The sequence below is a fragment of the Paenibacillus sp. FSL R7-0312 genome (genome assembly GCF_038004445.1).
Taxonomy (GTDB): Bacteria; Bacillota; Bacilli; order Paenibacillales; family Paenibacillaceae; genus Paenibacillus_AQ.
The window spans coordinates 4,995,205-5,019,223 of the sequence record NZ_JBBORE010000001.1; the positions used below are offsets into that span (position 1 = coordinate 4,995,205).

At 50.6% G+C, this 24,019-nt stretch carries 21 protein-coding genes and 2 pseudogenes; 4 read left to right on the forward strand and 19 right to left on the reverse strand.

The genetic code is table 11. The features are described from left to right. Window positions 1-10 precede the first annotated feature (10 nt). The 3 genes from MKX70_RS21780 to MKX70_RS21790 form a co-directional block, all read right to left on the reverse strand. Complete coding sequence (locus MKX70_RS21780) at window positions 11-1,762, reverse strand: spore germination protein (protein ID WP_340840709.1); 1,752 nt, start codon at window positions 1,760-1,762, stop codon at window positions 11-13. Between the two features lie 154 nt (window positions 1,763-1,916). Next, window positions 1,917-2,783, reverse strand: a complete 867-nt coding sequence (locus MKX70_RS21785) for a hypothetical protein (protein ID WP_042236577.1) — start codon at window positions 2,781-2,783, stop codon at window positions 1,917-1,919. A gap of 135 nt (window positions 2,784-2,918) precedes the next feature. After that, window positions 2,919-3,782: an alpha/beta fold hydrolase gene (locus MKX70_RS21790; protein ID WP_042236575.1), complete on the reverse strand. Its 864-nt coding sequence runs from the start codon at window positions 3,780-3,782 to the stop codon at window positions 2,919-2,921. 187 nt (window positions 3,783-3,969) lie between these two features. Here MKX70_RS21790 and MKX70_RS21795 point away from each other — a divergent pair, with 187 nt between their 5' ends. After that, window positions 3,970-4,542, forward strand: coding sequence for a TetR/AcrR family transcriptional regulator (locus tag MKX70_RS21795; RefSeq protein WP_042236573.1), 573 nt, complete (start codon window positions 3,970-3,972; stop codon window positions 4,540-4,542). A 47-nt stretch (window positions 4,543-4,589) separates the two neighbouring features. Here MKX70_RS21795 and MKX70_RS21800 read toward each other — a convergent pair whose 3' ends face one another. The 4 genes from MKX70_RS21800 to MKX70_RS21815 form a co-directional block, all read right to left on the reverse strand. Beyond that, entirely contained in the window at window positions 4,590-4,778 is a 189-nt protein-coding gene (locus tag MKX70_RS21800) for a hypothetical protein (RefSeq protein WP_042213975.1), read from the reverse strand. Window positions 4,779-4,892: 114 nt separating this feature from the next. Further along, the gene (locus MKX70_RS21805; RefSeq protein WP_340785981.1) at window positions 4,893-5,045 is read right to left on the reverse strand and encodes an RCC1-like domain-containing protein; all 153 of its coding nucleotides are present in this window, start codon (window positions 5,043-5,045) and stop codon (window positions 4,893-4,895) included. 93 nt (window positions 5,046-5,138) lie between these two features. Next, entirely contained in the window at window positions 5,139-6,491 is a 1,353-nt protein-coding gene (locus MKX70_RS21810; RefSeq protein ID WP_340785983.1) for an MATE family efflux transporter, read from the reverse strand. Between the two features lie 244 nt (window positions 6,492-6,735). Further along, window positions 6,736-7,416: a MarR family winged helix-turn-helix transcriptional regulator gene (locus MKX70_RS21815; protein WP_052416413.1), complete on the reverse strand. Its 681-nt coding sequence runs from the start codon at window positions 7,414-7,416 to the stop codon at window positions 6,736-6,738. Window positions 7,417-7,638: 222 nt separating this feature from the next. Between MKX70_RS21815 and MKX70_RS21820 the strand changes: the two genes are divergently transcribed. Then, on the forward strand, window positions 7,639-9,228 hold the full coding sequence (locus tag MKX70_RS21820; protein ID WP_042236571.1) for a bifunctional metallophosphatase/5'-nucleotidase: 1,590 nt from the start codon (window positions 7,639-7,641) through the stop codon (window positions 9,226-9,228). 151 nt (window positions 9,229-9,379) lie between these two features. Here MKX70_RS21820 and MKX70_RS21825 read toward each other — a convergent pair whose 3' ends face one another. The 11 genes and pseudogenes from MKX70_RS21825 to MKX70_RS21875 all read right to left on the reverse strand — a co-directional run bounded on the left by MKX70_RS21825 (window position 9,380) and on the right by MKX70_RS21875 (window position 20,441). Continuing rightward, complete coding sequence (locus tag MKX70_RS21825) at window positions 9,380-12,676, reverse strand: chitinase N-terminal domain-containing protein (protein WP_340840710.1); 3,297 nt, start codon at window positions 12,674-12,676, stop codon at window positions 9,380-9,382. Window positions 12,677-12,829: 153 nt separating this feature from the next. Continuing rightward, window positions 12,830-12,955, reverse strand: a pseudogene (locus MKX70_RS21830) (phosphonate ABC transporter, permease protein PhnE); the annotation flags it as partial. Window position 12,956: 1 nt separating this feature from the next. Then, window positions 12,957-13,103, reverse strand: a pseudogene (locus MKX70_RS21835) (phosphonate ABC transporter substrate-binding protein); the annotation flags it as partial. Window positions 13,104-13,195: 92 nt separating this feature from the next. Further along, a complete protein-coding gene (locus MKX70_RS21840) occupies window positions 13,196-14,506 on the reverse strand; it encodes an ABC transporter substrate-binding protein (protein ID WP_042236563.1) in 1,311 nt (436 codons plus the stop codon). A gap of 66 nt (window positions 14,507-14,572) precedes the next feature. Beyond that, complete coding sequence (locus tag MKX70_RS21845) at window positions 14,573-15,400, reverse strand: carbohydrate ABC transporter permease (protein WP_042236561.1); 828 nt, start codon at window positions 15,398-15,400, stop codon at window positions 14,573-14,575. A gap of 12 nt (window positions 15,401-15,412) precedes the next feature. Beyond that, window positions 15,413-16,291, reverse strand: coding sequence for a carbohydrate ABC transporter permease (locus MKX70_RS21850; RefSeq protein ID WP_340785989.1), 879 nt, complete (start codon window positions 16,289-16,291; stop codon window positions 15,413-15,415). After that, on the reverse strand, window positions 16,288-17,379 hold the full coding sequence (locus MKX70_RS21855; RefSeq protein WP_340785991.1) for an ABC transporter ATP-binding protein: 1,092 nt from the start codon (window positions 17,377-17,379) through the stop codon (window positions 16,288-16,290). The genes MKX70_RS21850 and MKX70_RS21855 overlap by 4 nt, the downstream gene beginning before the upstream one ends. A 46-nt stretch (window positions 17,380-17,425) precedes the next feature. Then, on the reverse strand, window positions 17,426-18,160 hold the full coding sequence (locus MKX70_RS21860; protein WP_340840711.1) for a glycerophosphodiester phosphodiesterase: 735 nt from the start codon (window positions 18,158-18,160) through the stop codon (window positions 17,426-17,428). Next, window positions 18,157-18,900: a glycerophosphodiester phosphodiesterase gene (locus MKX70_RS21865; protein ID WP_340785994.1), complete on the reverse strand. Its 744-nt coding sequence runs from the start codon at window positions 18,898-18,900 to the stop codon at window positions 18,157-18,159. The genes MKX70_RS21860 and MKX70_RS21865 overlap by 4 nt, the downstream gene beginning before the upstream one ends. 32 nt (window positions 18,901-18,932) lie before the next feature. Further along, window positions 18,933-19,715: an HAD-IIA family hydrolase gene (locus MKX70_RS21870; protein WP_042236555.1), complete on the reverse strand. Its 783-nt coding sequence runs from the start codon at window positions 19,713-19,715 to the stop codon at window positions 18,933-18,935. A 165-nt stretch (window positions 19,716-19,880) separates the two neighbouring features. Further along, on the reverse strand, window positions 19,881-20,441 hold the full coding sequence (locus tag MKX70_RS21875) for a glycerol-3-phosphate responsive antiterminator (RefSeq protein WP_340785998.1): 561 nt from the start codon (window positions 20,439-20,441) through the stop codon (window positions 19,881-19,883). Window positions 20,442-21,274: 833 nt separating this feature from the next. On the opposite strand from MKX70_RS21875, the gene MKX70_RS21880 reads away from it, so the two are divergent. Beyond that, window positions 21,275-22,117 (forward strand): sialate O-acetylesterase, encoded by an 843-nt coding sequence (locus MKX70_RS21880; protein ID WP_340840712.1) that lies wholly within the window; start codon window positions 21,275-21,277, stop codon window positions 22,115-22,117. Beyond that, the gene (locus MKX70_RS21885) at window positions 22,114-22,653 is read left to right on the forward strand and encodes a PadR family transcriptional regulator (RefSeq protein ID WP_340840713.1); all 540 of its coding nucleotides are present in this window, start codon (window positions 22,114-22,116) and stop codon (window positions 22,651-22,653) included. Before MKX70_RS21880 ends, MKX70_RS21885 begins: the two co-directional genes overlap by 4 nt. 75 nt (window positions 22,654-22,728) lie before the next feature. On the opposite strand, the gene MKX70_RS21890 is transcribed toward MKX70_RS21885, so the two are convergent. After that, complete coding sequence (locus MKX70_RS21890) at window positions 22,729-24,015, reverse strand: Gfo/Idh/MocA family oxidoreductase (protein WP_340840714.1); 1,287 nt, start codon at window positions 24,013-24,015, stop codon at window positions 22,729-22,731. Window positions 24,016-24,019: the final 4 nt, after the last annotated feature.

The following is a 24,019-nucleotide window of genomic DNA, read 5'->3' on the forward strand; positions in this document are numbered from 1 at the left end:
TCACCGTGGCTTATCTTTTACGCAGCTTATCCTTGGGCTCCAAAAGTGAAGGACGGCGCTTCATCAACTGGAGCGGTACCCGGATAATAAAGTCGCGAAGATCACTCATCCGGTTAGGCGTGATTATGCTCAGATAAGGCACGCCGAAGCTCTTCAGCTTAATCAAATGACTGGCCAGCAGGAGGAAGAACAGCACTACACCATACAGCCCGAAGGTAGCAGCGAAGAACATCGCGAAGAAGCGGAGAAACCGCAGGGTGATCCCTGCACTGTACATCGGTACCGAGAAGGAAGAGATCGCTGTAACGGCAACGACAATAACCAGAATAGGACTGACAATCCCAGCCTCGACCGCCGCTTGGCCGATAATCAGACCGCCGACGATACCCATGGCCGGGCCAATCGGCTTAGGCAGACGCAGGCCCGCCTCACGCAGGATTTCGATCGAAATCTCCATAATAAGCGCTTCGATTAAGGTTGGGAACGGAACCCCTTGGCGTGAGCTCATGATCGAAATCGCAAGCTTGGTTGGAACCAGACCGGGATGGAAGGAGAGGAAGGAAATATAGAGCGCCGGAGCAAACAGTGATACGGAGGCGGCGAAGAAGCGCAGCATCCGCAGCAAGGAGCCGGAGAACCAGCGGTCATAATAATCCTCGGGAGATTGCAGCAGCATCCCGAACGTCACCGGCATGATTAACGCAAACGGTGTGCCGTCAAGCAAAATGGCAGCCCTCCCCTCCAGCAGTGCAGCCATCACCCGGTCCGGCCGTTCCGTATTCTGAACCTGCTGGAAAGGGCTGAGATAATTGTCCTCAACCAGCTGTTCGATATATCCGGATTCCTGCACATCATCGATATTAATCGTATGAATTCTTCGGGTGATTTCGGCAATCAGTTCATCATTAGCAATCCCTTTAATGTAGGTTAGTATCAGCTCTTTCTCGACTCTTTCCCCGACCGTAAAAGAAATCATCGCAAGATTGGTGTTCTGTCCGTGCCTGCGAAGCATGGCCGTATTGTCGCTCAGCGCTTCCGTGAAGCCGATTCGCGGGCCGCGCAGCAGCGCTTCCGAGATCGGTTCCTCCACATTTCTTGTATTCCCTTTAGACGTTCCCAGGATGAAGACCTCGTTCATTCCTTCGATCAGCAGCACCGCAGAGCCGAATAACACCTTTTTGAGCGACATATCCAGCTGATTGGTGAATTCAATTTCCGAGACCAGCATCACCTGATGGACAATAATTTCTTTCAGGCGCGCCGGATCAGGCGGAGTGTCCATCCCTTCAAATGGCCGTGCTGCGTTCATCAGCGGCCTTAGGATATTGCGGTCCATCCCATCCTTGTCGGTGAGGCCGTCCAGAAAGAATAGCGCTGCCTTCAATTGCAGGATGCCTACACGCAGCTCCCGTACATTTACATCCGACATATCCGCGCTGATCTCCCTAAAGGTCTGTAAATCCTGCTGAAATTGTCCGGTATAGGTTAACGTTGGCTGCTGATTTTTCTGCGAAGTAGTTGAAGGAACAATCTTATTATTTTTCACAGCATCACTGGTTTGCTCCGCTTCACCGGTATCCTCGGAGCTTGGCACGCCTCCGCCCTTCTGCCCTTCAGCCCGTCTTCCCCGGGTACTGGCCTTGCCTTCCTTAGCGCGAAGCCACAGCATGAATCTTGTCAAAATGACCGGAGCAATAAAAATAATAAGTGCCTGCATACACACACTCCAGCCGGGAATGTAACCCGTTATGTTCTTCCACAACACAAACACCCCCTCTGATCGTAACCCTTATTTTGGCCGATGCTGGATAATTCATGCACATATGCTAATTAAGACGAATTCAACCGTTTTTCTGAATCTATTTCACATCAAAAAAGCGAGTCACGGAGGACTCGCTTGTCAGGAATGGTGCTTATTATTTGCTGGTAAACATGCTGTAGACCGTTTCCTTATCATCCTGCACATAAACCACGTTGATTGTACTCACTTTCCAGTCCTGAAACGTTAAATAAACATATTCTGAGCCGGAAATTGTGATTATGAGGCCTGAGGATTTTTGGTACAGTTCATCACCGGGATCGAGATAGCTGTATTCAAATCTTTTTTTAAGATACTCTGCGTATTCCTTCCCGGTTAATTCACTCATAAACTTATCTTCCAAGGAATAACGGTAGGCAGCAACATATCCGGGTCCTTTACTAAAGATAAAAATAAGCTGCTTTCCGTCTTGCGTAGCAAAAGCACTCCGTAGTACGTTCGAGTAACTTTCTGATGCGAATGAGACGGTATCGAAGGATCTGAGAAGAGACTTACCCTTCATATCATAAACATACACTCCGCCCGTGGTTTCAAATATTACCTTATCTCTATCTGCATAAATAAGGTGCGGAGGCTCAGAGCCAATAAAGAAATCATCAATTTTCTGTAAGTCAATCTCTGGAATAATAACTTCATTTTGATTTGCGGCAGCCTGGGTTGAAGCGGCTTTGTCCCGATCATAATAATGCAAGAAAAAGAAACGAACATTTCTGTTTTTGATAATATCATGCTTCAAATCGACATATTGGAGCACATTTTCGTCCTTAATATATTTGGACACATTCATGTCTTGCTTCATATCAAAAGAATAATAATATTCCTTCAGAAATTCCTTACCAATCTCCTCGTATTTATCCATAGTTTTGGAGGAAGACAGCTCCATAGCGTAGGCACTCGGATTAATTTCCACGCTAAAAACAAGAAATAGTATGGTTAATACAAGAGAAATCTTTTTCATTCTCATTTTATACCCTCTATTCATTTTTTAGCGCGCTATTAACCCGATTATTCCATAATATTCCATATAATCAATATATGGGTTATATGGTAATGAAAAGTTTTTTGTCTTTCCATTCTCATGCTTATCCATTACGATATGCTATTTTAACTTTTTTTTAAGAAAACTCCGGATAAGGCTTACACTGAGCTCTAAATCCTCTTCGAGCGGGAAATGCCCTGTATCTAACAAATGAACCTCCACATCTTTTAAATCCTTTTGAAAGGCTAAGGCTCCCTCCGGTCCAAAGAAAAAGTCATTCTTCCCCCATGCAACCAGCACCGGCGGCTGGAAATCCCTGAAGTATTCCTGCCAGACCGGATATTGTTTCAAATTATTCTGATAATCGTAAGAGAGGGCCAGTTGAATGTCTTGATTCCCCGGACGATCCAGGGCAATTTGGTCCATATTCCAGTTATCAGGGCTTATGGCCTCAGGATTACGGGTTCCATTCACATACTGATATTTCGTCAGTTCCGGTGTCAGCAGATTAAGCATACCTTCAAGACTGGCCGGATTCCCGGGATCATTCCAAAAGGCACGCATCGGTGCCCAGGACTCTCCGATTCCTTCTTCATAAGCATTTCCGTTCTGTGAAATAATGGCTTGAACGCGTTCCGGATGCATACGGGCCAAACGGAAGCCTACCGGAGCACCGTAATCATGAACATAAAGGATATATTGGTTCAGGTTCAATTGTTCAACGAATGCATTGATCAGCACGGCAAGATTGTCGAAGGTATACGTGAATTCTGAAGTTGACGGCTGATCGCTGTTCCCGAAACCGGGATAATCCGGAGCAACGATATGGTATTCGCCTTCGAGTTCACGAATAAGGTTTCTGTACATATGCGATGACGAAGGAAATCCATGCAGCAGAAGAAGTGTAGGCTTCTCTCTGCTCCCTGCCTCGCGGTAAAAAATATTCAAACCATTAACTTGTTCATAATTGTATTGTATAGTCATTGAACTTACCTCCCCGTCTGTTACCGGTTAACAGAATGTCTGCTCCGATACTCAATAGTATACATACAGGTCTGTATAGTTACAAGTTATTTTTTTAGATTTATCATTTGCGTACGAACCGTGGGCCATTTATAATAGATAGACTGATCTGTATACTTTTTAAATACTGTGAACCGGAGGGAATCCTGTGGCTAATAAAAGTAAAAAAGAACATATCCTAACTGTCGCCTCCGATTTATTTAATAAACAGGGAATCCGGGCTACCGGTGTAGACCAGGTTGTCTCTGAATCGAACATAGCCAAAATGACGCTCTACAATCATTTCCGCTCCAAGGATGAGCTTGTCCTTGCTTATCTCATGAAGTACGATGACGAATGGAGAAAACGGTTCGAAGACTCAGTCAATAAGAGCGCAAAAACACCCAGGGACAAATTATTGGCTGTATTCGATATGCTCGGAGAATGGTTCGAAGAACCGGAATTTAATGGCTGCGTGTACATTAAGACGGCAGCGGAATTTATGGATCACTCCCATCCTTACTATGAAGCGGCCCGTAATTACAAAGCTTTTATGAAAAAATACATCGATTCTGTTCTTAGTGAATGTCCGTCTGTGAATCGCGAAGCTTTATCCAGCGGTCTGTCTCTGTTAGTGGAAGGCGCGATTACTGCAGCCATGCTGCAGACTGATCCTAAGCCTGCGGAGCATGCTCGGGAAACCGCCAGGGTGATCATTGATTATTATCTGCAAAGCAAATAATGAGTAAGCCGGTCCCAAAAGGGACCGGCTTCATTTAACTTTTTAAGTTAATCCCGTTTGTTCTCTACAGATTTCATACGGTTCTGATCGTCAGGCACACGGTCAACACTAAATTCCTGGCCGGCTTCTGCCTCGCCATGGGCGCTGACACTCCGGGCAAAATTGGTGAACTGCTTTTTGTGCTCATCTTGCTCGTGCTTTAGACGAAGAAGCTCCTGCGGATCCTGATTTGTCATTGTCTTAACCTCCCGGGGAATTCGAAATGCCGCGATTTACGATCATCTTTTATCAACTTTTCCATTGATTACAATGCCCTTATTCGTATGATTTATTCGTATTTCATCCTGCTCTCAATAGTCCTCCAGCTGTCCGAAAGGCCAGCTGCTTACCTCGCATTGACCATATCTATTGTCGCCCACAGCTATTACCGCCCCATCGGGCCTAAGCAGGACAGTGTGACGGTAACCAGCTGCTATGGAAGACACATTTTCCACCACATTCATGAATCTGGCTCCTTCATTGAAGATTTCGGTATTATTGCGGCTCCCTCTAGATTAGCTATCCTTGGCTGCCTTATCAAACGCTGATCCCAGATCCTACTGTGCTAAACTCACCAAATCCGGCTGCAATTTGTTCCGCAGAGTATACAGCATGATGGCTCCGACCAGGAACGCCACGACATCGGAAATGACCAGGGACCAGACTACCCCGTGGAAACCGTTCATCCGGTTAGCGATGTAGAGCACAGGAATCAGAGTAATTCCTTGAATAACTGACATAATGAAGGCGGCGGTCCCTTGTGCGGTTGCCTGGAAGATCCCCGTGAATAGCGTCGTCATACCTGTAATGAACAAAGACAAGAAGGTCACATGCAGGATGTAGCTGCCCATTTCAATCAATTGCGGGTCATTCGTGAATAGACCAATTAAGTGGTCGGAGATCAGGTAGACAATAACACCGAACAAGATAGCTAACGCCAGAATTGTTTTAATGGTGAATTGAATGGTATGCTTCATGCGCAATCGGTTGGCTGTAAAAGAGAATGCAATAAGCGGGACGACTCCCTCACTTAAGCCCATCAGAATTAATTCGGGGAATTGCAGCAAACGTGAGGATATCCCGAAGCCCGCAATAGCCTGCTCCCCATACTCAACCAGAAAACGGTTAAAGATAAGCGACATGGCACCCATGAAGAGACTCATCACAAAGACGGGAACTCCGATTTTGAATACATTGCCCAGAATGACCTTGGTAGCCTTGAATTGTTTCATGGAGATCGTTAAGAATGGACTCTTAAATCCTATATGATAGGCGTAGTAAGCACTCGCAACCATGTTAGAAATGACCGTGGCTGACGCAACGCCGATTATATCCCAGTGGAAGACGAAGATGACCAGCGCATCGAGAATAATATTCACGGCCACACTAAGCAGCATACCGATCATAGATGTAATTGCAGCTCCCTCCGAGCGTACAACACTCTCCAGCGTGAAGAACAATATTACGAAGGGTGAGCCTATAAGCATAATGGTGACGTAGTCCTTGGTAAATCCGAAGGAGTCAGGCGTTGCCCCCAGGCCGTGAACGATGGAATTGATGAGCGGGATTCCCGCGGCCATAGCGATAAGACCGAGAACCAGACTGCTGTAAAAGGCGAATGCAGAAACATGCTTTACATCAGCCGTATTCTTCTCTCCCAGCAAACGGGATATGAAGGCACTGCTTCCGACACCAATCAGGTTGCCCAGCGCCATAATGACTGCGAATAACGGTAAGGTTAAGGCAAGTGCGGTTAACATGGCAGTGTTATTTAACGTTCCAATGAAAAATGCATTCAAGATGGAATAGATGACACTCATTGAAGTTCCAAGCATCATTGGTATTGCGAAGTGCGCTACGGCTTTTGCGACAGGTGCTTGTTCAAAGTAATGGAGGTTTTCTGTATCCATGCGGTTCACCACTTTCTTCATGTATGTTAGTCTCTATATTAGTTAGAGTTCTAACTATTGATTGAATACGAACTTCTCGCCGCAGCAAACAAACCCGTAACAAATGACCATGCGGGTTTCGTGAGCGGGTGATGACTAATCGTCAGTTCCCAGACCCTATTTGATAAAATCTTTATTGCGCTGCCTTTGCCTTCAGCTCTATGGGAAAGACAGCGCCGCTGCTGCTGTTTAATAGAAAATGCTCTTACTTGTCATCCGAATCATTGGAGTTGTCCTTCGAGCCGTCTCTTCCATCTCTGGAAGGCCAGCCGAACCCGTTCATGCCGCCGCCTTGACCTTCCCGGCCAAATCCGGGGAATCTTCCGCTAAAGCGTCCGTCATCCATGTTTCCCCACATTCTGCTCATTTGTCCGCGCATGGCCATCAGCTTGTCGAATTCCTCTGATCCTATGCGCTCCTTAGCGGCCTGCATCCACATAGCCATTACGTCACGATCTGCATCTGTTCCAAGCTCTTCCTCTAAGGCTGAAATGACGCGGACCAGGTATTCCCCGAAAGCTGCCTGTTCTTCTGGAGACAGGACTGAAAATATGCTGCCGCCCTCAACCTCTTGCCCTTCTTCCTCCCGCCCTTTCGGCGTCAGGTAGATCAGCATAATGCGTTTATCAGTCTCGGAAGGCTGACGGGTAATATATCCGGCCTTCTCCAGTTTGGCAAGCAATTCATTGAGCGAGGATACACGGATGTCCAGCATATAGGATAAATCCTTGGTGCTGATTCCGTCCTTCATCCGGAGAAACGCCATGATCCTCCCTTGTCCCCGTGACGTATCTGCCATAGGGCCAACAGCGGCGTGGTTCTTCAGATGCTGTCTCTGCAACAGCCATTGCAGCTTCGCAAGCTTGTCGTATAATTCTGTATTCATACTCGTGTTGAAACCTCCTTCAATTGTTTTAATGGTACCTGTTAATTGATGTGCAGGTACCTGTTGTTAATAATATAACGGTACCTGTTGGATTTGTCAAAGGTATTTTACAGGTACCGTTAATATATTTCCTCCTCATCGAATACAGAGTTAACAATAATCTGGAACAAGCCCGTTATACTAAATGTACAACAATCCATGTACAAAAGGAGTTATGGCCCGATGACACCCTCACCATCCGTCTTTTTGACAATTCTACATACCAGCGATATTCACGGTCACCTGTACCCGACGGATTACCGCGGACCCGGCGATAAGCCGCTTAGTCTTGCCAAATTGTCGACCTTAATTGCGAGAGAACGGGAACTGGACCCTGCATTGATTCTGCTGGATAACGGAGACTTTATTCAAGGTACGCCACTAATGTATCATTACACCAAATTAGTCCGCCGCGGCAAGCATCCGGCAGCACGGGCACTCCGCGCGCTTGGCTACGATGCTGTTGTGCCCGGTAATCACGAGTTCAATTACGGTCTGGAGCTGCTTGATCAAGTAATCTCGGATTCCGGTTGCCCTTGGCTTTCTGCGAATATCGTGAGCCACGATGAAGGGCTGCCTGCCTATGGGCTGCCCTATCGTATCTTCACTCTCCCCCAAGGGATACGTATTGCGGTGCTTGGGGTCACAACGCATTATATCCCTAACTGGGAGAATCCGGCTAACATCGCCGGACTGGAATTCAAGGACGCCCTTGAGACTGCCCGGAGCTGGATTAATCATATCCGTAAAAACGAACAGCCCGACGCGCTTGTGGTCTCCTACCATGGCGGATTCGAGTGTGATCCGCTGACTGGAAATCCGACAGAGCCGTTGACCGGGGAGAATCAAGGTTATGCGATGTGCGGGCAGCTGACAGGTATGGATGTGCTGCTGACCGGTCATCAGCACCGGCTGCTGGCCGGAGAACTTAACGGTGTCGCCTTCGCCCAGCCGGGAAGCACCGGACAGGCAATGAGCAAGACTGTGCTGGAGTTCGTACCGGGAACAGAGAACGGCTGGACTCTGCAAAGCAAAACTACACAGCTGTTGAGGGTTGACGAGACGGTAAAAGCCGACGAGAAACTGCTTGCTCTATTCTCGGAGGATGAGGATGCAACGCAGAAGTGGCTTGATCAACCAATTGGTAAGACCAAGGGCGATCTGTCCATATCCGATCCGTTCTCTGCCCGGATGGCTGACCACCCGTTCACAGAGTTCATTAACCGGGTTCAGATGGCGGTGACTGGCGCCGGGATTTCCTGTGCGGTGATTTTCACCAATGAAGCCAGAGGTTTCAGTGAGAACATTACCATGCGTGACGTCGTATCCAATTACATCTATCCCAATACGCTCAAGGTCCTTCGTCTTAGCGGCCGGGATATCCGCGAGGCACTGGAGCAGAACGCCTGCTACTTCGAGCTCGATCCGGCACAGGGAGGCCTGCGGGTATCACGTGAATATCTGGAACCTAAGCCGCAGCACTTTAACTACGATATGTGGGAAGGCATTGAATACCTGCTGGATATCTCTAAACCTCCAGGGCAACGGGTTGTCAGGCTTGAACGGGACGGGAGGCCTCTGGATCCGGATAGCAGCTTCGATGTAGTGATGAACAGCTACCGCGCCGGAGGCGGCGGCAACTTTGACATGCTGAAAGGAAAACCTGTCTTACGGGAGATACCTACTGACATGACAGAAATTCTTACTGAATATATCCGGGAACATGGTGTGATCGCTTCCGTATGTAACGATAACTGGAAGGTTATCTATTGATATTGAAATGTTGAAATTGCCTTTCTGGTAGAATACAAAGAGCAGCAATTCTCCAGTGACGGGAGTGCTGCTCTTTTGACATTTCGCGGTTTTGAAAATGAGAAGGATTTGTCTCTACTCGCAGAAAAACCACTTTTGAGACAGCCCCTTCTTATCGGAGAACTGTTACCTTGATCGTATCACTGGAAGTCACACCTGCTGCGTTAATCAGCTCCGCTTTGTATTCATACACACCGGCAGCGCGTCCGCTGATTGCACTCACTGCGCTTTGCGCTGAGGGTGTATTGGCGTTCAGCGGCTGCGAGTCGATAAGCTGCCCGTTCTCATACAATCGATACTCAGTGGCGTTGGTCCCCCACCACAGGTTCATAGATACCTTATAGGTGCCGTCCCCATCCCAGTTATCTTCAGACAGTACCGGCTTGCCTGGAACGGAGTCACTGATGGTGACCGTAAGCGGCTTGCTCTTGGTTGTGCCATATTTGTTCGTCAGCTCCGCAGTGTACACATAAGTGCCGTTCACTTTGCCGTGAAGCTCTGTACCTGCCGTCTGGGCGGCCGGTGATACATCCTTCAGCGTTATGGAATCAATCAGTGTACCGTTCTCATAGAGCTTGTAGCTCGTGCCGTTATTGCCCCACCACATATTCATGGTTACCGTATAGTTTCCATCACTTAGTCCATAAGCATAACGGCTGTTGGAAGACAGCACCGCCTGTCCCGGCTCACCCGTTGCCAGCACCTCGCCGCCCGCAACCTGGAACGTGTAGCTCTTCTCAGCCATATTGCCGGCCGCGTCCTTCACGGTGTATTTCACGGTGTGGGACCCGGCGCCTACATCTGCGGCGCTCAGGGGTTGGTCTTCCGTAATCGGCTTTCCATCTAATAAAAGCTGCTGCGAAGCAATTCCTGAGAGTATATCGTCAGCAGTTAAATCAAAGTTGAGCTGCGACGTTTCTTCTACATCTCTCACCTCATGGCCGGATTCCTTCAGTTCGGCTACCGGTGGAGCCGTATCAATATTGAGGCTGAGTGTCTTGGCCTCTTCCGGCTTGCCCTTTCCCGGCACTGCATGGTAAGTCAGCGTATGTCGTCCGTCTTCCTCGATGTTCACAGGTGTGCTGTATACAGCTTCCTTACTGCGGTTCAGCGAGTAATAGACATCTGCTGTATCTGAGTCTACCTTCAGGGTAACCTTTACCGCCTGATTTATCCAGCCGGATTCATTAGGTTCAGCTGAGAGCGTTGCCGTTGTTACTGGAGCCGCCTCTTCTTCTACAACGGTGAAGTCACCGAGGCTTCTTGGCTTGAGCTGATAGATGCCTTTGAAGATTGCAGAAACACCTGTAATATTAAGCTTCTGGCCTTCTGTATAAGGGAAGCCGTCCTTGGTGATGCCTGTCCGGGCATCCACGCGCACATGATTGCTTGTCCCGTCATCGTTGACGGCGTCGAATTCAAAGGAACCGCTTGGCGTAGCGCTGATTATATTCGTCACCGTCACACCGTTCACTTGAAGCAGCTGGCCCTGGTTGGCATCATTCACCTTGCCGGCCGTAACCGGCTGCGGCAGTACCGCCGTACCGGTCTTCGCAATCTGCACGACTTCGGATAACTCAAGCTCTGTATTGTATAACGCGGTGGACGCGGTCACCTTGACCTTATCACCCGCGTGGAAGCCGCTCTGATTCTGAAAGACATATACCCCCCCAGTCTCATCCTGCAAATAGAAAGACTGTCCGCCGAAGATTCCCGGCTCCGTCGTCACGGTTCCCTCCACTGTTACCAATGACCCGGCTGTCTTAGCCCGGGAATCGCTGATGGAGATTGTGGCCGGAATCGGATCTTCTTCGGCTGGAAGCGGCTCTGCAGGAACATTGCCCAGCATCACCGATTCGGTCTTAAGGTTTGTGCTGTTCTGGCGCAGGCGCAGATTGGAAGCAGCTGTGGAGCCCGGTTTGATCTGTACCGTCAGATCCTTGTAGGCATGACCGTTCAGATCAGCGGTCAGATTAAATGAGGTGCTGTATCCATAGCTGCCCGGCCAGGTTCCGTCGGTATTCTGAATCTTGGCAATCTGGGCGCCGCCGCTTACCTGGTAGATGCCTACCTGGAAGCCGGATACTGTTGTACCTGCAGGAAGATTAACTGCACTTACCCGAATCTGGAAATTCTGCGCATTCGGCAGCACTGCCTGATGCGTGAAGCTGTAAACCGCGCTTGCAGTAGCAGCTGGTCCGCCGTAGGAGCCTGCTCTGAAGGTGCTGCGGTCATACCATTTGTAGCCGGCATTCGGCTCTGCCCAAGGCTCCGGCTGTGGCTCGGCGGATAGTGCCGGCTCCTCGAACGGCAGCAGTGCCGTCGGCTGATCCAGTGTCAGGCCATTCACCTGGGTGAAATCTGAATAGCTCTCCTGCTCGGCGAGCCAGTTGACGGTGTTCACCAGCAGCGTAGCATCGTCCACTTCCTTGAAGCCGTCGTAAGTTGTTTTCTTGGCACCGGTATCCTCCCGCAGGTACTTTGGTGTCGCATCCTCTACAGGAGAAGAATCACCGATGAAGGCGGCCTTGCCGGCTCCTTTTTTCGCTACCGCCACATAAGGGCCTTCTGCTACACCGCCGCCGTTATAGACCCCCTGGTCTACGGCATTGGCCCAGGCTGCACTGGTTGGAGGCAGGTAGACAATCCCTTTCGCGCGGGCCGGGTCCAGGATAGCCAGCGTGGAGCCGGCATGCATGGCTACCGCCGATACGCCCGTTGTAATGCCGAAGGCCTGAGCGGGAGCCACGATATTGGTCGCGCTAATGTCGCCAAGCGCATTGTACCGGAAGCGGACACCGAACTCTTCCGCCAGCCAGTCGGTGCTGACCACGCCCTGCATAGCAGCCGAAGCGGTCTCTTCGGCATTCATGCCTTTGGCCGGATTGTCCCACGCTCCGCGGCGGTAGCCGTTGAATACTTCAGAGCCGTCCCACCGGTTCTTGTTGCGGTCGGCGTTATAATGGTCGCCGATGAAGAAAATGCTGCCGCCGTTCTCCACATACTCTGCCATCGCATGCTGCTCGCTTGCTTTGTAGGGCACATTGGATTCGGCGACAATGTAGACATCATAACCGGAAAGATCATTCAAGGTTACCGGAGTCGTCTTGCGGAGTTCTTTTACATCATAACCTTCCTGGGCAAGGGCGTTCCCAAAGTCTGAAAAAGCGCCGTCAATCACCCAATCGGCCGCTCCCGCAGTCTGCTCATGGGTGTTGTCGAACAGAATCTTCTGGCCTGCATGCCCATTGACTACTTTGGCCTCAATGTACGGTGCAGGATCGTTTGGTCCTTCTGCGTATACCGTCGAACCGGTCCCGAACGCGAACAGCTGAAGTGGTACGGCTACCGCCACTGCAAGAGTGCAGTTCATCAGCCTCTTTTTCCAAACTGAATGCTTCTCCTTCATACCCTTCCTCCTTAAGTCATAGTCCGGCGAGCAATTACCATAAATGTCCACCTGCTTGCCGTCTACTATGCTATAGCAAAAGAATTAGAAAAAAGATAGATTTATGTAAACTGTTGTAAAATATACTTTTGGCCTATAAAAGAGATCAGTTGTGCCAACCAGTCTGAGAATGGACGCCTCTCGCATATTCATATCGAAGCGATAAATCGTAACCGAGAGGAAGATGGACATCAGCTACGGAAGGATTCCGAAACGAACTTTCTCAAATGTCGTATATCCTCTTTGCAGTAGGTCCGGCGATTAAGAGTGAACGGTAATAAGTTGCCTGTGTATCCGTAGGTTCAGTAGGCTTGTTGTCATTCCAGTCCTTCGGATTCTCAGAATCATTGGAGAGTCCGGCGCGCGTTGCGGTCAGAATAAATTGTGCAGAAACCAGCCGCAGTGAACTCAAAAAGCAGAACAGCGATTCTCCCGTCACCGGAGGTTCACAGCTCTGCTTGCTTTATACTTCATTCATTATCAGCGGTTCAGAATTGCATCCACCTCTTTAGCAAGGGTGTCCAGGCTTTCCTGTATCGGAAGGTTCTCCAGCCAGATATCGTTGATGCGTGTGCCCATCAGATCTTCGATTTCGTGATACGTACCGGTCATAGGACGCATTTTGCTGAATTCCAGCTCATCGGAAGCGACTTTGTAGCCAGGGAAGGCGGCAATGGTCTCTTTCATCAGCTCCGTGTCCAGGGAGGTTAGACGGGTCGGGAGATATCCCGTATTGGCAGAAGCATACGCCGCCTGCTCTGTATCCGACAGCCATTTCATGAATTCAAAAGCGGCCGCCTTCTCATTATCCGTTCCCGTATTCGCCAGATACGTATTCGATCCGCCGACCGGCACGCCCCGTTTGCCGTCTTCTCCGGTAGGGATCATGGATACGCCGAGATCTATTCCACTCTCCGCGGCCATACCGGCGAACGTTTTGTAGCCGCCGACACTGGAGAAAATCAGCGCTGTGCCCGGATTGGCAATGGAGGCATAGTAGGCATCCTTGTCTGTGACTCCGAGTACTTTGATGAGACCCTTGGATTCCAGATCCTCAATGAAGGTGATCAGCTTCACTGCGCCTTCGCTGTTGATGTTGGATTTCGTCTCATCCTCATTGACCACATGGGTATCCGAGTATGAATGCAGCAGCGCCTCCATCACCCAGAAGTCATAGTTGAACAGGTACATCGGCGGCTGGCCGGTAGCATCATATGCGGTCTGCAGATAGGCCTCCAGTTCGGCAAAGGTCGCCGGGCCGTTCGGATCCAGCCCTTCTTTAGCGGCAAGCGTCTTGTTTACATACATCACGGGAACACTCCGCATATGCGGAAAGGCATACAGATCCTCGCCCAGATACAGGTTGCCGAGGTCGCCGATTTTGAAATCCGAGGTATCGAACTTGTCCGTTTCCATGAACGGTTCGAGGTTGGTAATAATGTCACTGTCGGCAAATCCCTTAGTCATCGCCACTTCATCAATAAAAACATTCGGCAGCGTACCCGCTATGGCTGCAGCGTTGATCTTCTGCTGCATTTCCCAATAATCGCCCTGATATTCGGCATTCACATGAATATTCAGCTCGGCTCCCTTGGTCTCGTTGAACTGGTCCACCAGATTCTGGTTCACATCCTCCACGGCAGAAGTCCAGAAATTCAGCTCGAGGACGGAATCCCCTTTCTCATAGGCCGCTACACTGGATTCGGCTTCGGTGGTGGCACAGCCTGCAAGAACGGCAGTCAGTGCAACAGTGGCGAGCAGCGGAGTTACTCTTTTTCCCCATACCTTCATTATTCGTTTCTCCTCCATGAACTGCTGTATTTGGTATTCAACATGCAAGGCCGCAGGGTATTCCCGCTACTTCACTCCCATGTAGGTGAACGCTTTGATAATCTGCTTGCGTGCAATCAGGAAGACCAGCAGAATCGGCACAATCAGCATCATATTCCCGGCCATCACGATCTGCGGGCTGAGTCCCTCCACATCCTGGAGCTTCTGAATTCCAAGCGGCAAGGTCCGGACGGCATCGGTTGTGGTCCATACGAGCGGGAAAAAGTAACTGTTCCACGTCCCGATGAACGTCAGCAGCGCGAGTGTGGACAAGGTGGGCACAGCGGCAGGCATCATGATCGTATAGATGATTTTGAACTCACTGGCATTATCCAGACGGGCTGCCTCCAGCTGGGAATCCGGCACCTGCATGAAGGTCTGCCGCAGCATGAAGATGGCCGTACCGCTGGCAATGAAGGGCACGATGAGCGATACATACGTGTTCAGCAGTCCGGACTTCGCAAACATCACGAAGATCGGCAGGAAGATCAGCTGGCCCGGAATCATCATGGTGGCGAGCACGATGCCGAACAGCGCATTTTTACCCTTGAATTGATATCTTGCGAATGCATAGGCTGCCGGCACAACCACGACCAGCTGGCCGAGCATCGTCCCGAGTGTAATGATCAGGGAATTGCGGGTATAATGCAGAAAGTTAATCCTCGTAAAAGCATCCCGGAAATTCTGCCATTGCAGCGAATCCACCCAGAATTTCGGCGGCATCCGGAGCACCTCGCCCAGCGTCTTGAACGCGGTGAGGATCATCCAATAGAATGGCATCAGGAAGATCACGATCAGCAGAACGGATACAATGATCCGTAGTCCTCTGCCCGGCAGCCGGACCCAAACCTTCATTTCCTCACCCCCTTAGCGGTAATGAACCCGTTTATTCAGTGCTTTGAAGTAGAAAATCGTAATCAGCCCCACGATACCCATCAGCACGACCGCCATTGCGGAGGCGTAGCCGACCCGGTAATATTCGAAGCTCTGCTTATAAATGCTGAAGATCAGCGTGTTCGTGGCATTGGACGGACCGCCTTGTGTCATGATATTGATCGTCTCGAACACCTGGAAGGAGCCGATGATATTCATCAGGATCAGGAAGAACAAGGTCGGTGAAATCATCTTCAGTGTAATTTGAAAGAAAACGGAGCGCTTGGACGCATTATCCAGAGCCGCAGCCTCATAGAGATAACCCGGAATGGAGCCAAGGGCAGAGCAAATGATCAGTGCATTGAACCCGACAGATTTCCAGACCGAGACCAGCACCAGCGAGAACAGGGCCACATCCTTATCGGTCAGCCAGCCCACTGGCGCTGCTCCCAGCACAGACAGCAGATAATTGAACAGCCCCGTATCCGTGTTCATCAGCCACATCCAGATTAGCGATACGGATACCAGCGAGATGATATTGGGTGTGAAGCTCAGCGTCTGGATGAAGCGGTTCAGCGGCGTACTTTTCTGTAAAAAGAGCGCCAGCCCCATCGCCAGCACCATCACCAGCCCAACGTCCATCACCATGTACAGCAGCGTATTGAGCAGGGTATGGAGGAAATCCCGGCCGCTGAACAGCTCTGCATAGTTGCTAAGTCCGGCGAACTTCATCGGTCCGCGCATATTCCAGGTGAAGAAGCTTAAATAGATGTTGTAGAGAATCGGATAGAGATAAAATACGGTCAGGATGATCACTGCCGGAGCAACCAGCAGATAGGGAAGCAGCTTCACGGAGGGGCGCAGCCGCTTCATGCCGAATCACCAGTGCTTACGGCAGCGCTGATTCCGGACTGTGCAGCTTCCCGGACCCGCTGCTCCTGCGCGTCGAAGAATGCCAGATGCTCCTTCTTCACGTAGAGTCTCACGGCTTCCAGCTCGCGTTCCGGACGGTCGAAGCATTTCACCGAAATGATCAGCCCGTTATCCAGCTGCACTTTGTAGATAATCTCCGACCCGAGCAGCTCCCGGCCGCTGAGCGTACCCGTCAGGCTAACGGTATTGTCCGGCTCCATTCCCGGCTCCAGGGTAAACTTCGCCTTCTCCGGACGGAAGCCGAGATACCGGGCCTGCTGCGGAGCCAGCTTACGGATCTCTTCCCCACAGCGGTCCAGTGCGAGAATATTCATCGGCGGGGTGCCGATGAAACGGCTGGAGAACAGGTTGGCCGGATTGGAATACAGGTTGTGCGGGTTATCCTCCTGCATGACCTTCCCGCCATCCATCAGCACAATCCGGGTACCCATGCTCATCGCCTCCACCTGATCATGGGTTACGTAGACAAAGGTCGCGCCCAGCTTCTTATGCAGCTCGATCAGCTCTGCGCGCATCTGCTGCCTCAGCTTGGCATCCAGATTGGACAGCGGTTCGTCCATCAGGAACACGGCAGGCTTCTTCACCATAGCCCGCGCCAAAGCGACCCGCTGGCGTTCACCGCCAGAGAGAAACTCCGGCTTTTTATGCAAATGCCTGGTCAGTCCGACAGTCTCCGCAATTTCAGTAATCAGTCGCTTGCGTTCCTCCTTCGGTACTTTATTATTCTTCAGCCCGTATTCAATGTTCTTCTCGACCGTCATGGTCGGGTACAAGGCATAATTCTGAAACACCATGGCCAGATTCCGTCTGCCCGGCTCTACCTGGTTCATGCTTACCCCGCCGATGTGAATCGTGCCTTCCGTGGAATGCTCCAGTCCGGCAATCATCCTTAGCGTCGTAGACTTGCCGCACCCGGAAGGGCCGACCAGCACCGTGAAGCTGCCGCTCTCAATGCTCAGATTCAAATCCTCAATAATCAGCTTGTCGCCGTATTTCTTGGTTACCTTCTCCAGAACGATGCCGCTCATATTCTCCTCCTCCAGCCGGATTCTTAGGGCCGCTTCCATTCGTCTATCAGTTCTTCAGGCACTCTAGCGCAAGGTCCGGTTTATTGGTCATAATCCGCGTAACCCCCAGATTCCGCAAGCGGATCATCTCCGCCTCATCGTCCACCGTCCAGGGATTGACCTCGAACCGGCTGCGGTTCGCCAGCTCCATGAAGGCTTCATCTACGCCGGGGTAATACGGATGCAGCACATCCGCCCGGCAATTCGCCGCATATGCCTCCAGCCGGTAGAAGCTCTCCATGAACGCAATCGCCGTCTTGAGCTCCGGGTAGTCACGCTTCAGCCGGGCTACCGCTGTATGATTGATCGAAGAGATCAATGTATTCTCTGTATAGCCATAGCGGCGTACCAGCTCCGCTGTCCGCAGATTCACTTCACCGTAAGGCCGAGAATAATCCTTCGTCTCGATGTTGATGTACAACCCGTGCTTCATGGCGAACTCCATCACCTCTCCAAGCTCGGGCAGGCGGCTTCCGTCCGTTCCGTATTTCCCGGCAAAAGTATACGAGAAATCATACTGCCGCAGCTCCTCCAGCGTCAGCTCTCCGACCAGACCTGTCCCGTTCGAAGTCCGGTCAATGGAGAGATCGTGGATCACCACCAGCTTCCCGTCCCGGGTCAGCTGTACATCCAGTTCAATGCCGTGTGCCCCCATGTCAAGGGCCAGCCCGAAAGCAGACATCGTATTCTCCGGCGCATAGGCGCTTGCTCCCCGGTGAGCCAGTATCTGTGTCTGCTTCATGCCCGTACCTCTCTAAGCGGATAGCAGACATCGGGACGGTCAGTGATGATCGCGTCTACACCGGCCTCCATCACCATGCGGATATGGACCGGATCATTCACTGTCCAAGCATTGACCTGAACCCCCGCTGCGTGCGCTTCTTCTACCAGTTCGCGGTTAACCCCGATGTACAACGGATGCAGGGCATCGGCTCCGGTCATTTGCGCATATTTCCCACCCTCGTACAGCCCCGCGATGTAGAGCAGCGCTGTCCGCATCTCCGGACAAGACTCCTTGAGCCGCACCATAGAGGTATGATTGAAGGATGAGAAGATGACATTTGCACCGAGGCCGTATTCCTCTACCAGCTTCGCCGCCTCATTACCGAGCCCGGAGTAGAGCTCCGACTTAGAGAGGATATCTTTCACTTCGATGTTCAGATATAGATCATGCTCCTTCACCAGTTCCAGCACTTCTCGTAGAGAAGGAATTTGAGCATCCGGGTATTGCTCCTCGAAGCCTGTATTGAAGCGGAAGGTCTTAAGCTCAGCCAGCGTGTAGGACATAATATCTCCTTTGCCGTTAGAGGTGCGGTCAATCGTATCATCATGAATCACCACGATCTCTCCGTCTTGGGTCAGGTGAATGTCGATTTCCAGACCGTCGGCATGCTGCTGCACCGCGAGCCTGAAGGCTTCCATCGTATTCTCCGGTGCATAGGCGCTTGCACCGCGGTGGGCGAGTATTTTACAATCCTGCATCGTTTCTCATCCTCCTGTTATTGGGGTTAGACTTACTTGTTGAACAGATCGGCCAGGGAGTCCAGAACATAACCCGGAAGAATCTGCTGCCGCGCAATATCCGCTCTTGTACTCACGCCGGTAAGGACTAGGGCCGTCTGCATACCGCAACGATTCCCCATCAGAATGTCTGTCTCCAGCCGGTCGCCCACCATCAGGCAATGCTCCGGAGGGTGAGCCAGCATCCGAAGCGCCTCCTGCGCATAATAGGGAGAAGGCTTGCCAATAACCAGCTCAGCCTCTGTCCCGGCCGCAGTTTCCAGCGCTTTGACAATCGCCCAGGTGTCCGGGATATAGCCTCCGGGTACCGGGCAGACCGGATCGGGATTGACCGCCACCAGCCTGGCGCCCCTTCTTGCTGCTCTCATTCCGAGCACCAGCTTCTCATAATTGAAATTGCGGTCCATGCCTACCAGTACATGGGTTGCTTCCTCCGGGTCCCCGGTGACGGCCACTCCGGACTCCTCCATTTGCCTTCGCATCACCGCTTCTCCAACCAGATACACCCTCGCCTCCGGTTCCTCCCGGGCGAAGTAGCTGCCGCTGACATAGAGTGCCGTCAAGATTTCATCTTCTCCGCAGGCCAGCCCCATGTGCTCCAGTCTGCGCTGACAATCCCGGGGAGTATGGACCGAGCTGTTGGTCAGAAAAAGAACTCTCCGGTCTCTTCGCCGCAGCTCCGCAACCGTCTCCACCACACCTGCAAGCAGCTGATCGCCAATCAGCACGGTCCCATCCAAATCAAAGCAGTAGGCTTCATATGAAGCGATGTCCATCCGCGCTTGCTCCTTTTCATTCAGGTTCACTGGTTCTCCGCGCCGGAATTTCCGCGCAAAAAAACCAGCTCCAGAAATTAAGCCTCCGTCTACAGCCTGGCAAGGCTCCATCGAATGCTAATGACTGACCGCTGGGTTTTCTCATCGTCTCCACCCGGGGGTACGTTATTCACTTGTTCCACGCGTCCACTGCCACAGGGCCGCATCCCCAATGGAGACATAATCGGCGCCGCTGTCCAGCGCACTGCTGATTTCCTGCTTTTCCCGGATCAGTCCGCCTACGATCAGCGGCTGCTTAATGCGTTGCTTCATGTCCCTGATAATTCTCGGCATCAGTCCGGGCATCAGCTCGACCTCGTCGGGGTTACAGTTCTTGATCATCCGCAGGGCAGTCTCTACTGCCGCCGTATCAATGGCGAAAACCCTCTGGATACTGGCGAGCCCGTGCGCTCTGGCTGTGGCGATGGCATTGCTCTTGGTGGTAATGATTCCGTCGATCCGGAAGGCTTCAGCCAAATACTGAATCGCCGCCGCATCTCTGCCAATCCCGCCGACCATCTCTACATGGACGAATACCTGCTTGCCTGCCTGCTGCAGCGGCTTCACAATCTGCCCCAGGTTGTTGATGTTCCCGGTCATCAGATTCACACGCTTCACACCGCAGGCAACCGCCTGGTCCAGCTGTGACTCCTCGGTGATCGAAGCAATAATGGGGTTACGCTTCAAGTAAGCATCCTCCCTTCACTTATAGCTTGCAGCTGCCAGCTTGTCTTCCTGCTGGTCCTACCCCCTATGTTACAGAGCTTTTATTCGCTTAATATCAGAGCGCTGTAAAAGTTACAGTTAACATTCAGGCAAGGAATTCCATTGCCGCAGATAACTGACAGGGTATGCAGTGATATATTGGAGCCAGCCAAGGACATGTAATTTTGAATAAGAGTACCCCGGGCAAAAAACGAGGAATTGATAATCATTTAACGATCAGCGTCTCACCATCCATCAGATTCAATCTATGATTATTTATTAGAATCATGTTTTACTATTATTTATGGAAATTCCGATCTATTTACGTTGTTTAATAATTAAAAATGACCTTAACTATAGCAACTTAATTCACTGTCATGTTCTATAGTACCGTCCATAAAATACCCAACTTTTGTGGAAAGTTAGACTTGCTGATATAAAGGCAAACACTTACGACCAAAATTCGCTCCTAAGTTCCATTCTGGCGCAACTAATCATCTCGACGGTACTCAATGGAATCATATTCCTGGTGTTAGCCTACCCGTCATTTTAATGAGGCGCCAGCCAGTCTAATACTTGTTTTTCAGTCTATATAGAACGCATTTAAGAAGGGATCGAAGTCATTCCAATCGCCCAATCGGGTAATAGATAGGAGTGGATTGAGCAGGAATTTGGCATCAAAACGAGCGAGCGTGAGCAACACTAAAGCCGATGAGGTCTTACCCAGACCGATGATTTGACTATAGTCTAATCAGACTATACAATATATTTAGTCCAATTAGACTAATATTGTGATGTGAAGGAGTGAAGCCTAAATGATAAAGTCATTTTTAATGCTGGGTCAGTCGAATATGGCGGGCCGTGGTTTTTTGCATGAAGTCGATCCTATCTATAATGAAAAAATAAAAATGCTGCGCAATGGACAGTGGCAGATGATGACAGAGCCGATTAATTATGACCGTCCCGTTTCCGGGGTTAGCCTGGCGGCGTCATTTGCCGAGGCCTGGTCGAAAGTAAGTCCCGATGAAGAAATTGGTTTGATTCCTTGTGCGGAAGGTGGCAGTTCATTGAATGACTGGCATCCGGAAGGCATCCTATTTCAGCATGCGTTGTCCGAAGCCCGCTTCGCCCTGCGATCCAGTCAAATCTGCGGAATCCTGTGGCACCAGGGTGAGAGCGACAGCTATCATTCGCTACATGAAACTTATTACGAAAAGTTGTCCCTCATCATTGAGACCCTCAGAAACGAATTAAATCTTGATGGGGTACCTTTGATCATTGGCGGACTTGGTGATTTCCTCGGGAAGACCGGTTTTGGACAGCAAGCGACAGAGTACCGGCAGATTAATGAACGATTGCAGAACTTCGCTAACGAACAGCCAAATCGTTATTTTGTCACAGCGGAAGATTTGACCGCGAATCCCGATGGCATTCATCTAGATGCGGTTTCGCAGCGCATATTCGGCTACCGCTATTTCGAGGCTTTTTCGAAAAAGTGTCATGTCCTGGTACCCATCCCGGGGGAGGAACAGTCACTGAAAGTCGAGCGCGACTATTCAAAAACAGAGCAGATGTATCTTCATAGCCTGGACTTAGCTTCGGGTAAAATCACGTACGCGGAATTCGAGGCGAAGATGGTGACGGTGATGCAGCCTTGATTCCCTTACTCATCCTTGGCTTGCTCATCCAAAACCCCGGTGCTCACGGATACGAACTACTGGCCTTAATGGAAAAGCGCCATTACAAATACATTGTAAACTTCACAAAGGGCTCGTTTTATTACAATCTGCAGCAGCTTGAAGAAAAAGGCTGGATTGAACAGATTCAGCAGAAACCTTCAACCAGCGGGCGCGAAACTCGGAACTTTAAAATCACCGGATCAGGAATCACTGAATTCGAAAAATTAATGGTCACGTACGGCAGTAAATCAGAATATGTCAACCTGCAATTTTATGGTGCGCTGCTCTTCGCTGATGAATACGACAAAAGCAAATTGCTGGAACTGATCCAATTGCAAATCGACCTGACTGCAGCCCGAATCTCCCGCCTTGAGGAATACCTGTCCGGCACACAAGAACTTCCCGGTACAATCGATTACTACCGCCGCATGAACGAAAATTCCCGTTCCCATCACTTTGTTAACTTAGAGTGGTTTAAACAATTAAAAGCAGAAATAGAGGGTCCTGCTGTATAAAGACGAAGAGGCATCCCCCATACATCATTCACTGATGGGGATGCCTCTTGTAAGCATGCAGACTTCTTCAACAAATTAGATGGTAATCAAATCCTTGATGCGGACCGGTAGTCCGGTCCGCATGGCCTGATTGGCGGCGATTCCGGTCATGATGGAGCGGGCTCCGTCCCGGTGGTCGGCCGCACGATGGTAAATATCCTCGTCCGGGGTTCCGAACAGATCATTCAGCAGCACAGGATCGCCGCCGCCGTGTCCTCCCGTTCCTTCATCCACATGGACTTCATAAGGCGCTCCAAACATGGGATGCACCACAATATGTTTGCCCTCCACAGCTCCCTCCAGGGCGCGGTCGCCCCCGGCATTGACATAGGATTTTTCCACGATACTCATTTCGATTCGGCCCTTGGAGCCGTTAAAAGCTATCCGGTAACCCTCCCAAGGCATGTAGGCGTTCAATGAATACGTAAGAATCGCCTTATTGCTGTACCGGACCATTACCCCCATGGTGTCCTCAATGCTGATTCCGTCGCCGAACACGCTTTGATCCCGCTGATAGCCGTCCTCTGCTTCCGCATCCAGGTACATCTCCTTCAGAACGGGATTCTCATCCAGCTGCAGGGCAAAGGGATCGTCCTTGGCTGCCGGATTTCCGGTGGCACGCTGATAGAATGAAGTTACGCCGCGGTTCTCGGCATTCTCCCGGCCATAGAATCGCAGGTCACCGAAGGCAAACACCGTTTCCGGCTCCGCACCGATCCAGAAGTTGACCAGATCAAAATGATGAGTGGATTTGTGAACGAGCAGTCCCCCGCTGTTGCGTTTGTCCCGGTGCCAGCGGCGGAAATAATCCGCCCCATGCTCAGTATTCAGCAGCCATTCGAAATGAATGGAATGCACTTCCCCGATTACCCCGGAGGCAATCAGCTCGCGGGCTTTCGTATGATGCGGAGCATAGCGGTAATTGAAGGTGACCCTGACCTTGCGTCCGGTACGCTCCACCGCTTCGTAAATCTCCTTGCATTTCTCCACATCAACGGTCATGGGCTTCTCTGTGATCACATCACACCCAAGCTCAAGCGCACGGATAATATATCTGTGATGGGTCCGGTCGACACTGGTGACAATGACAATATCCGGTTTCTCTGTCTTGATCATGGTGTCAAACTGTTCAGCCAGGTAGGTGTTCACCTGCGGATACCCATGTGTCTCCGACAACAGCTTGTTGGCGTAATCCATACGTGTCTGATTCACATCGCAAAAAGCGGTAAGCTCCGCAGAATCCCTGTACTCCTTCGCGATAGCTTCATAGAAAAATTGCGCCCTGCCGCCAATGCCTACCTGTACATAACGCTTCTTGTCCAATTAC

Excerpts from the sequence above, each read along its gene's own strand:
- MKX70_RS21785 (WP_042236577.1), bottom strand. The coding sequence starts at position 2,783 with ATGAGAATGAAAAAGATTTCTCTTGTATTAACCATACTATTTCTTGTT.
- MKX70_RS21790 (WP_042236575.1), bottom strand. The coding sequence starts at position 3,782 with ATGACTATACAATACAATTATGAACAAGTTAATGGTTTGAATATTTTT.
- MKX70_RS21800 (WP_042213975.1), bottom strand. The coding sequence starts at position 4,778 with ATGACAAATCAGGATCCGCAGGAGCTTCTTCGTCTAAAGCACGAGCAA.
- MKX70_RS21805 (WP_340785981.1), bottom strand. The coding sequence starts at position 5,045 with ATGAATGTGGTGGAAAATGTGTCTTCCATAGCAGCTGGTTACCGTCAC.
- MKX70_RS21810 (WP_340785983.1), bottom strand. The coding sequence starts at position 6,491 with ATGGATACAGAAAACCTCCATTACTTTGAACAAGCACCTGTCGCAAAA.
- MKX70_RS21815 (WP_052416413.1), bottom strand. The coding sequence starts at position 7,416 with ATGAATACAGAATTATACGACAAGCTTGCGAAGCTGCAATGGCTGTTG.
- MKX70_RS21820 (WP_042236571.1), top strand. The coding sequence starts at position 7,639 with ATGACACCCTCACCATCCGTCTTTTTGACAATTCTACATACCAGCGAT.
- MKX70_RS21825 (WP_340840710.1), bottom strand. The coding sequence starts at position 12,676 with ATGAAGGAGAAGCATTCAGTTTGGAAAAAGAGGCTGATGAACTGCACT.
- MKX70_RS21840 (WP_042236563.1), bottom strand. The coding sequence starts at position 14,506 with ATGAAGGTATGGGGAAAAAGAGTAACTCCGCTGCTCGCCACTGTTGCA.
- MKX70_RS21845 (WP_042236561.1), bottom strand. The coding sequence starts at position 15,400 with ATGAAGGTTTGGGTCCGGCTGCCGGGCAGAGGACTACGGATCATTGTA.
- MKX70_RS21850 (WP_340785989.1), bottom strand. The coding sequence starts at position 16,291 with ATGAAGCGGCTGCGCCCCTCCGTGAAGCTGCTTCCCTATCTGCTGGTT.
- MKX70_RS21855 (WP_340785991.1), bottom strand. The coding sequence starts at position 17,379 with ATGAGCGGCATCGTTCTGGAGAAGGTAACCAAGAAATACGGCGACAAG.
- MKX70_RS21860 (WP_340840711.1), bottom strand. The coding sequence starts at position 18,160 with ATGAAGCAGACACAGATACTGGCTCACCGGGGAGCAAGCGCCTATGCG.
- MKX70_RS21865 (WP_340785994.1), bottom strand. The coding sequence starts at position 18,900 with ATGCAGGATTGTAAAATACTCGCCCACCGCGGTGCAAGCGCCTATGCA.
- MKX70_RS21870 (WP_042236555.1), bottom strand. The coding sequence starts at position 19,715 with ATGGACATCGCTTCATATGAAGCCTACTGCTTTGATTTGGATGGGACC.
- MKX70_RS21880 (WP_340840712.1), top strand. The coding sequence starts at position 21,275 with ATGATAAAGTCATTTTTAATGCTGGGTCAGTCGAATATGGCGGGCCGT.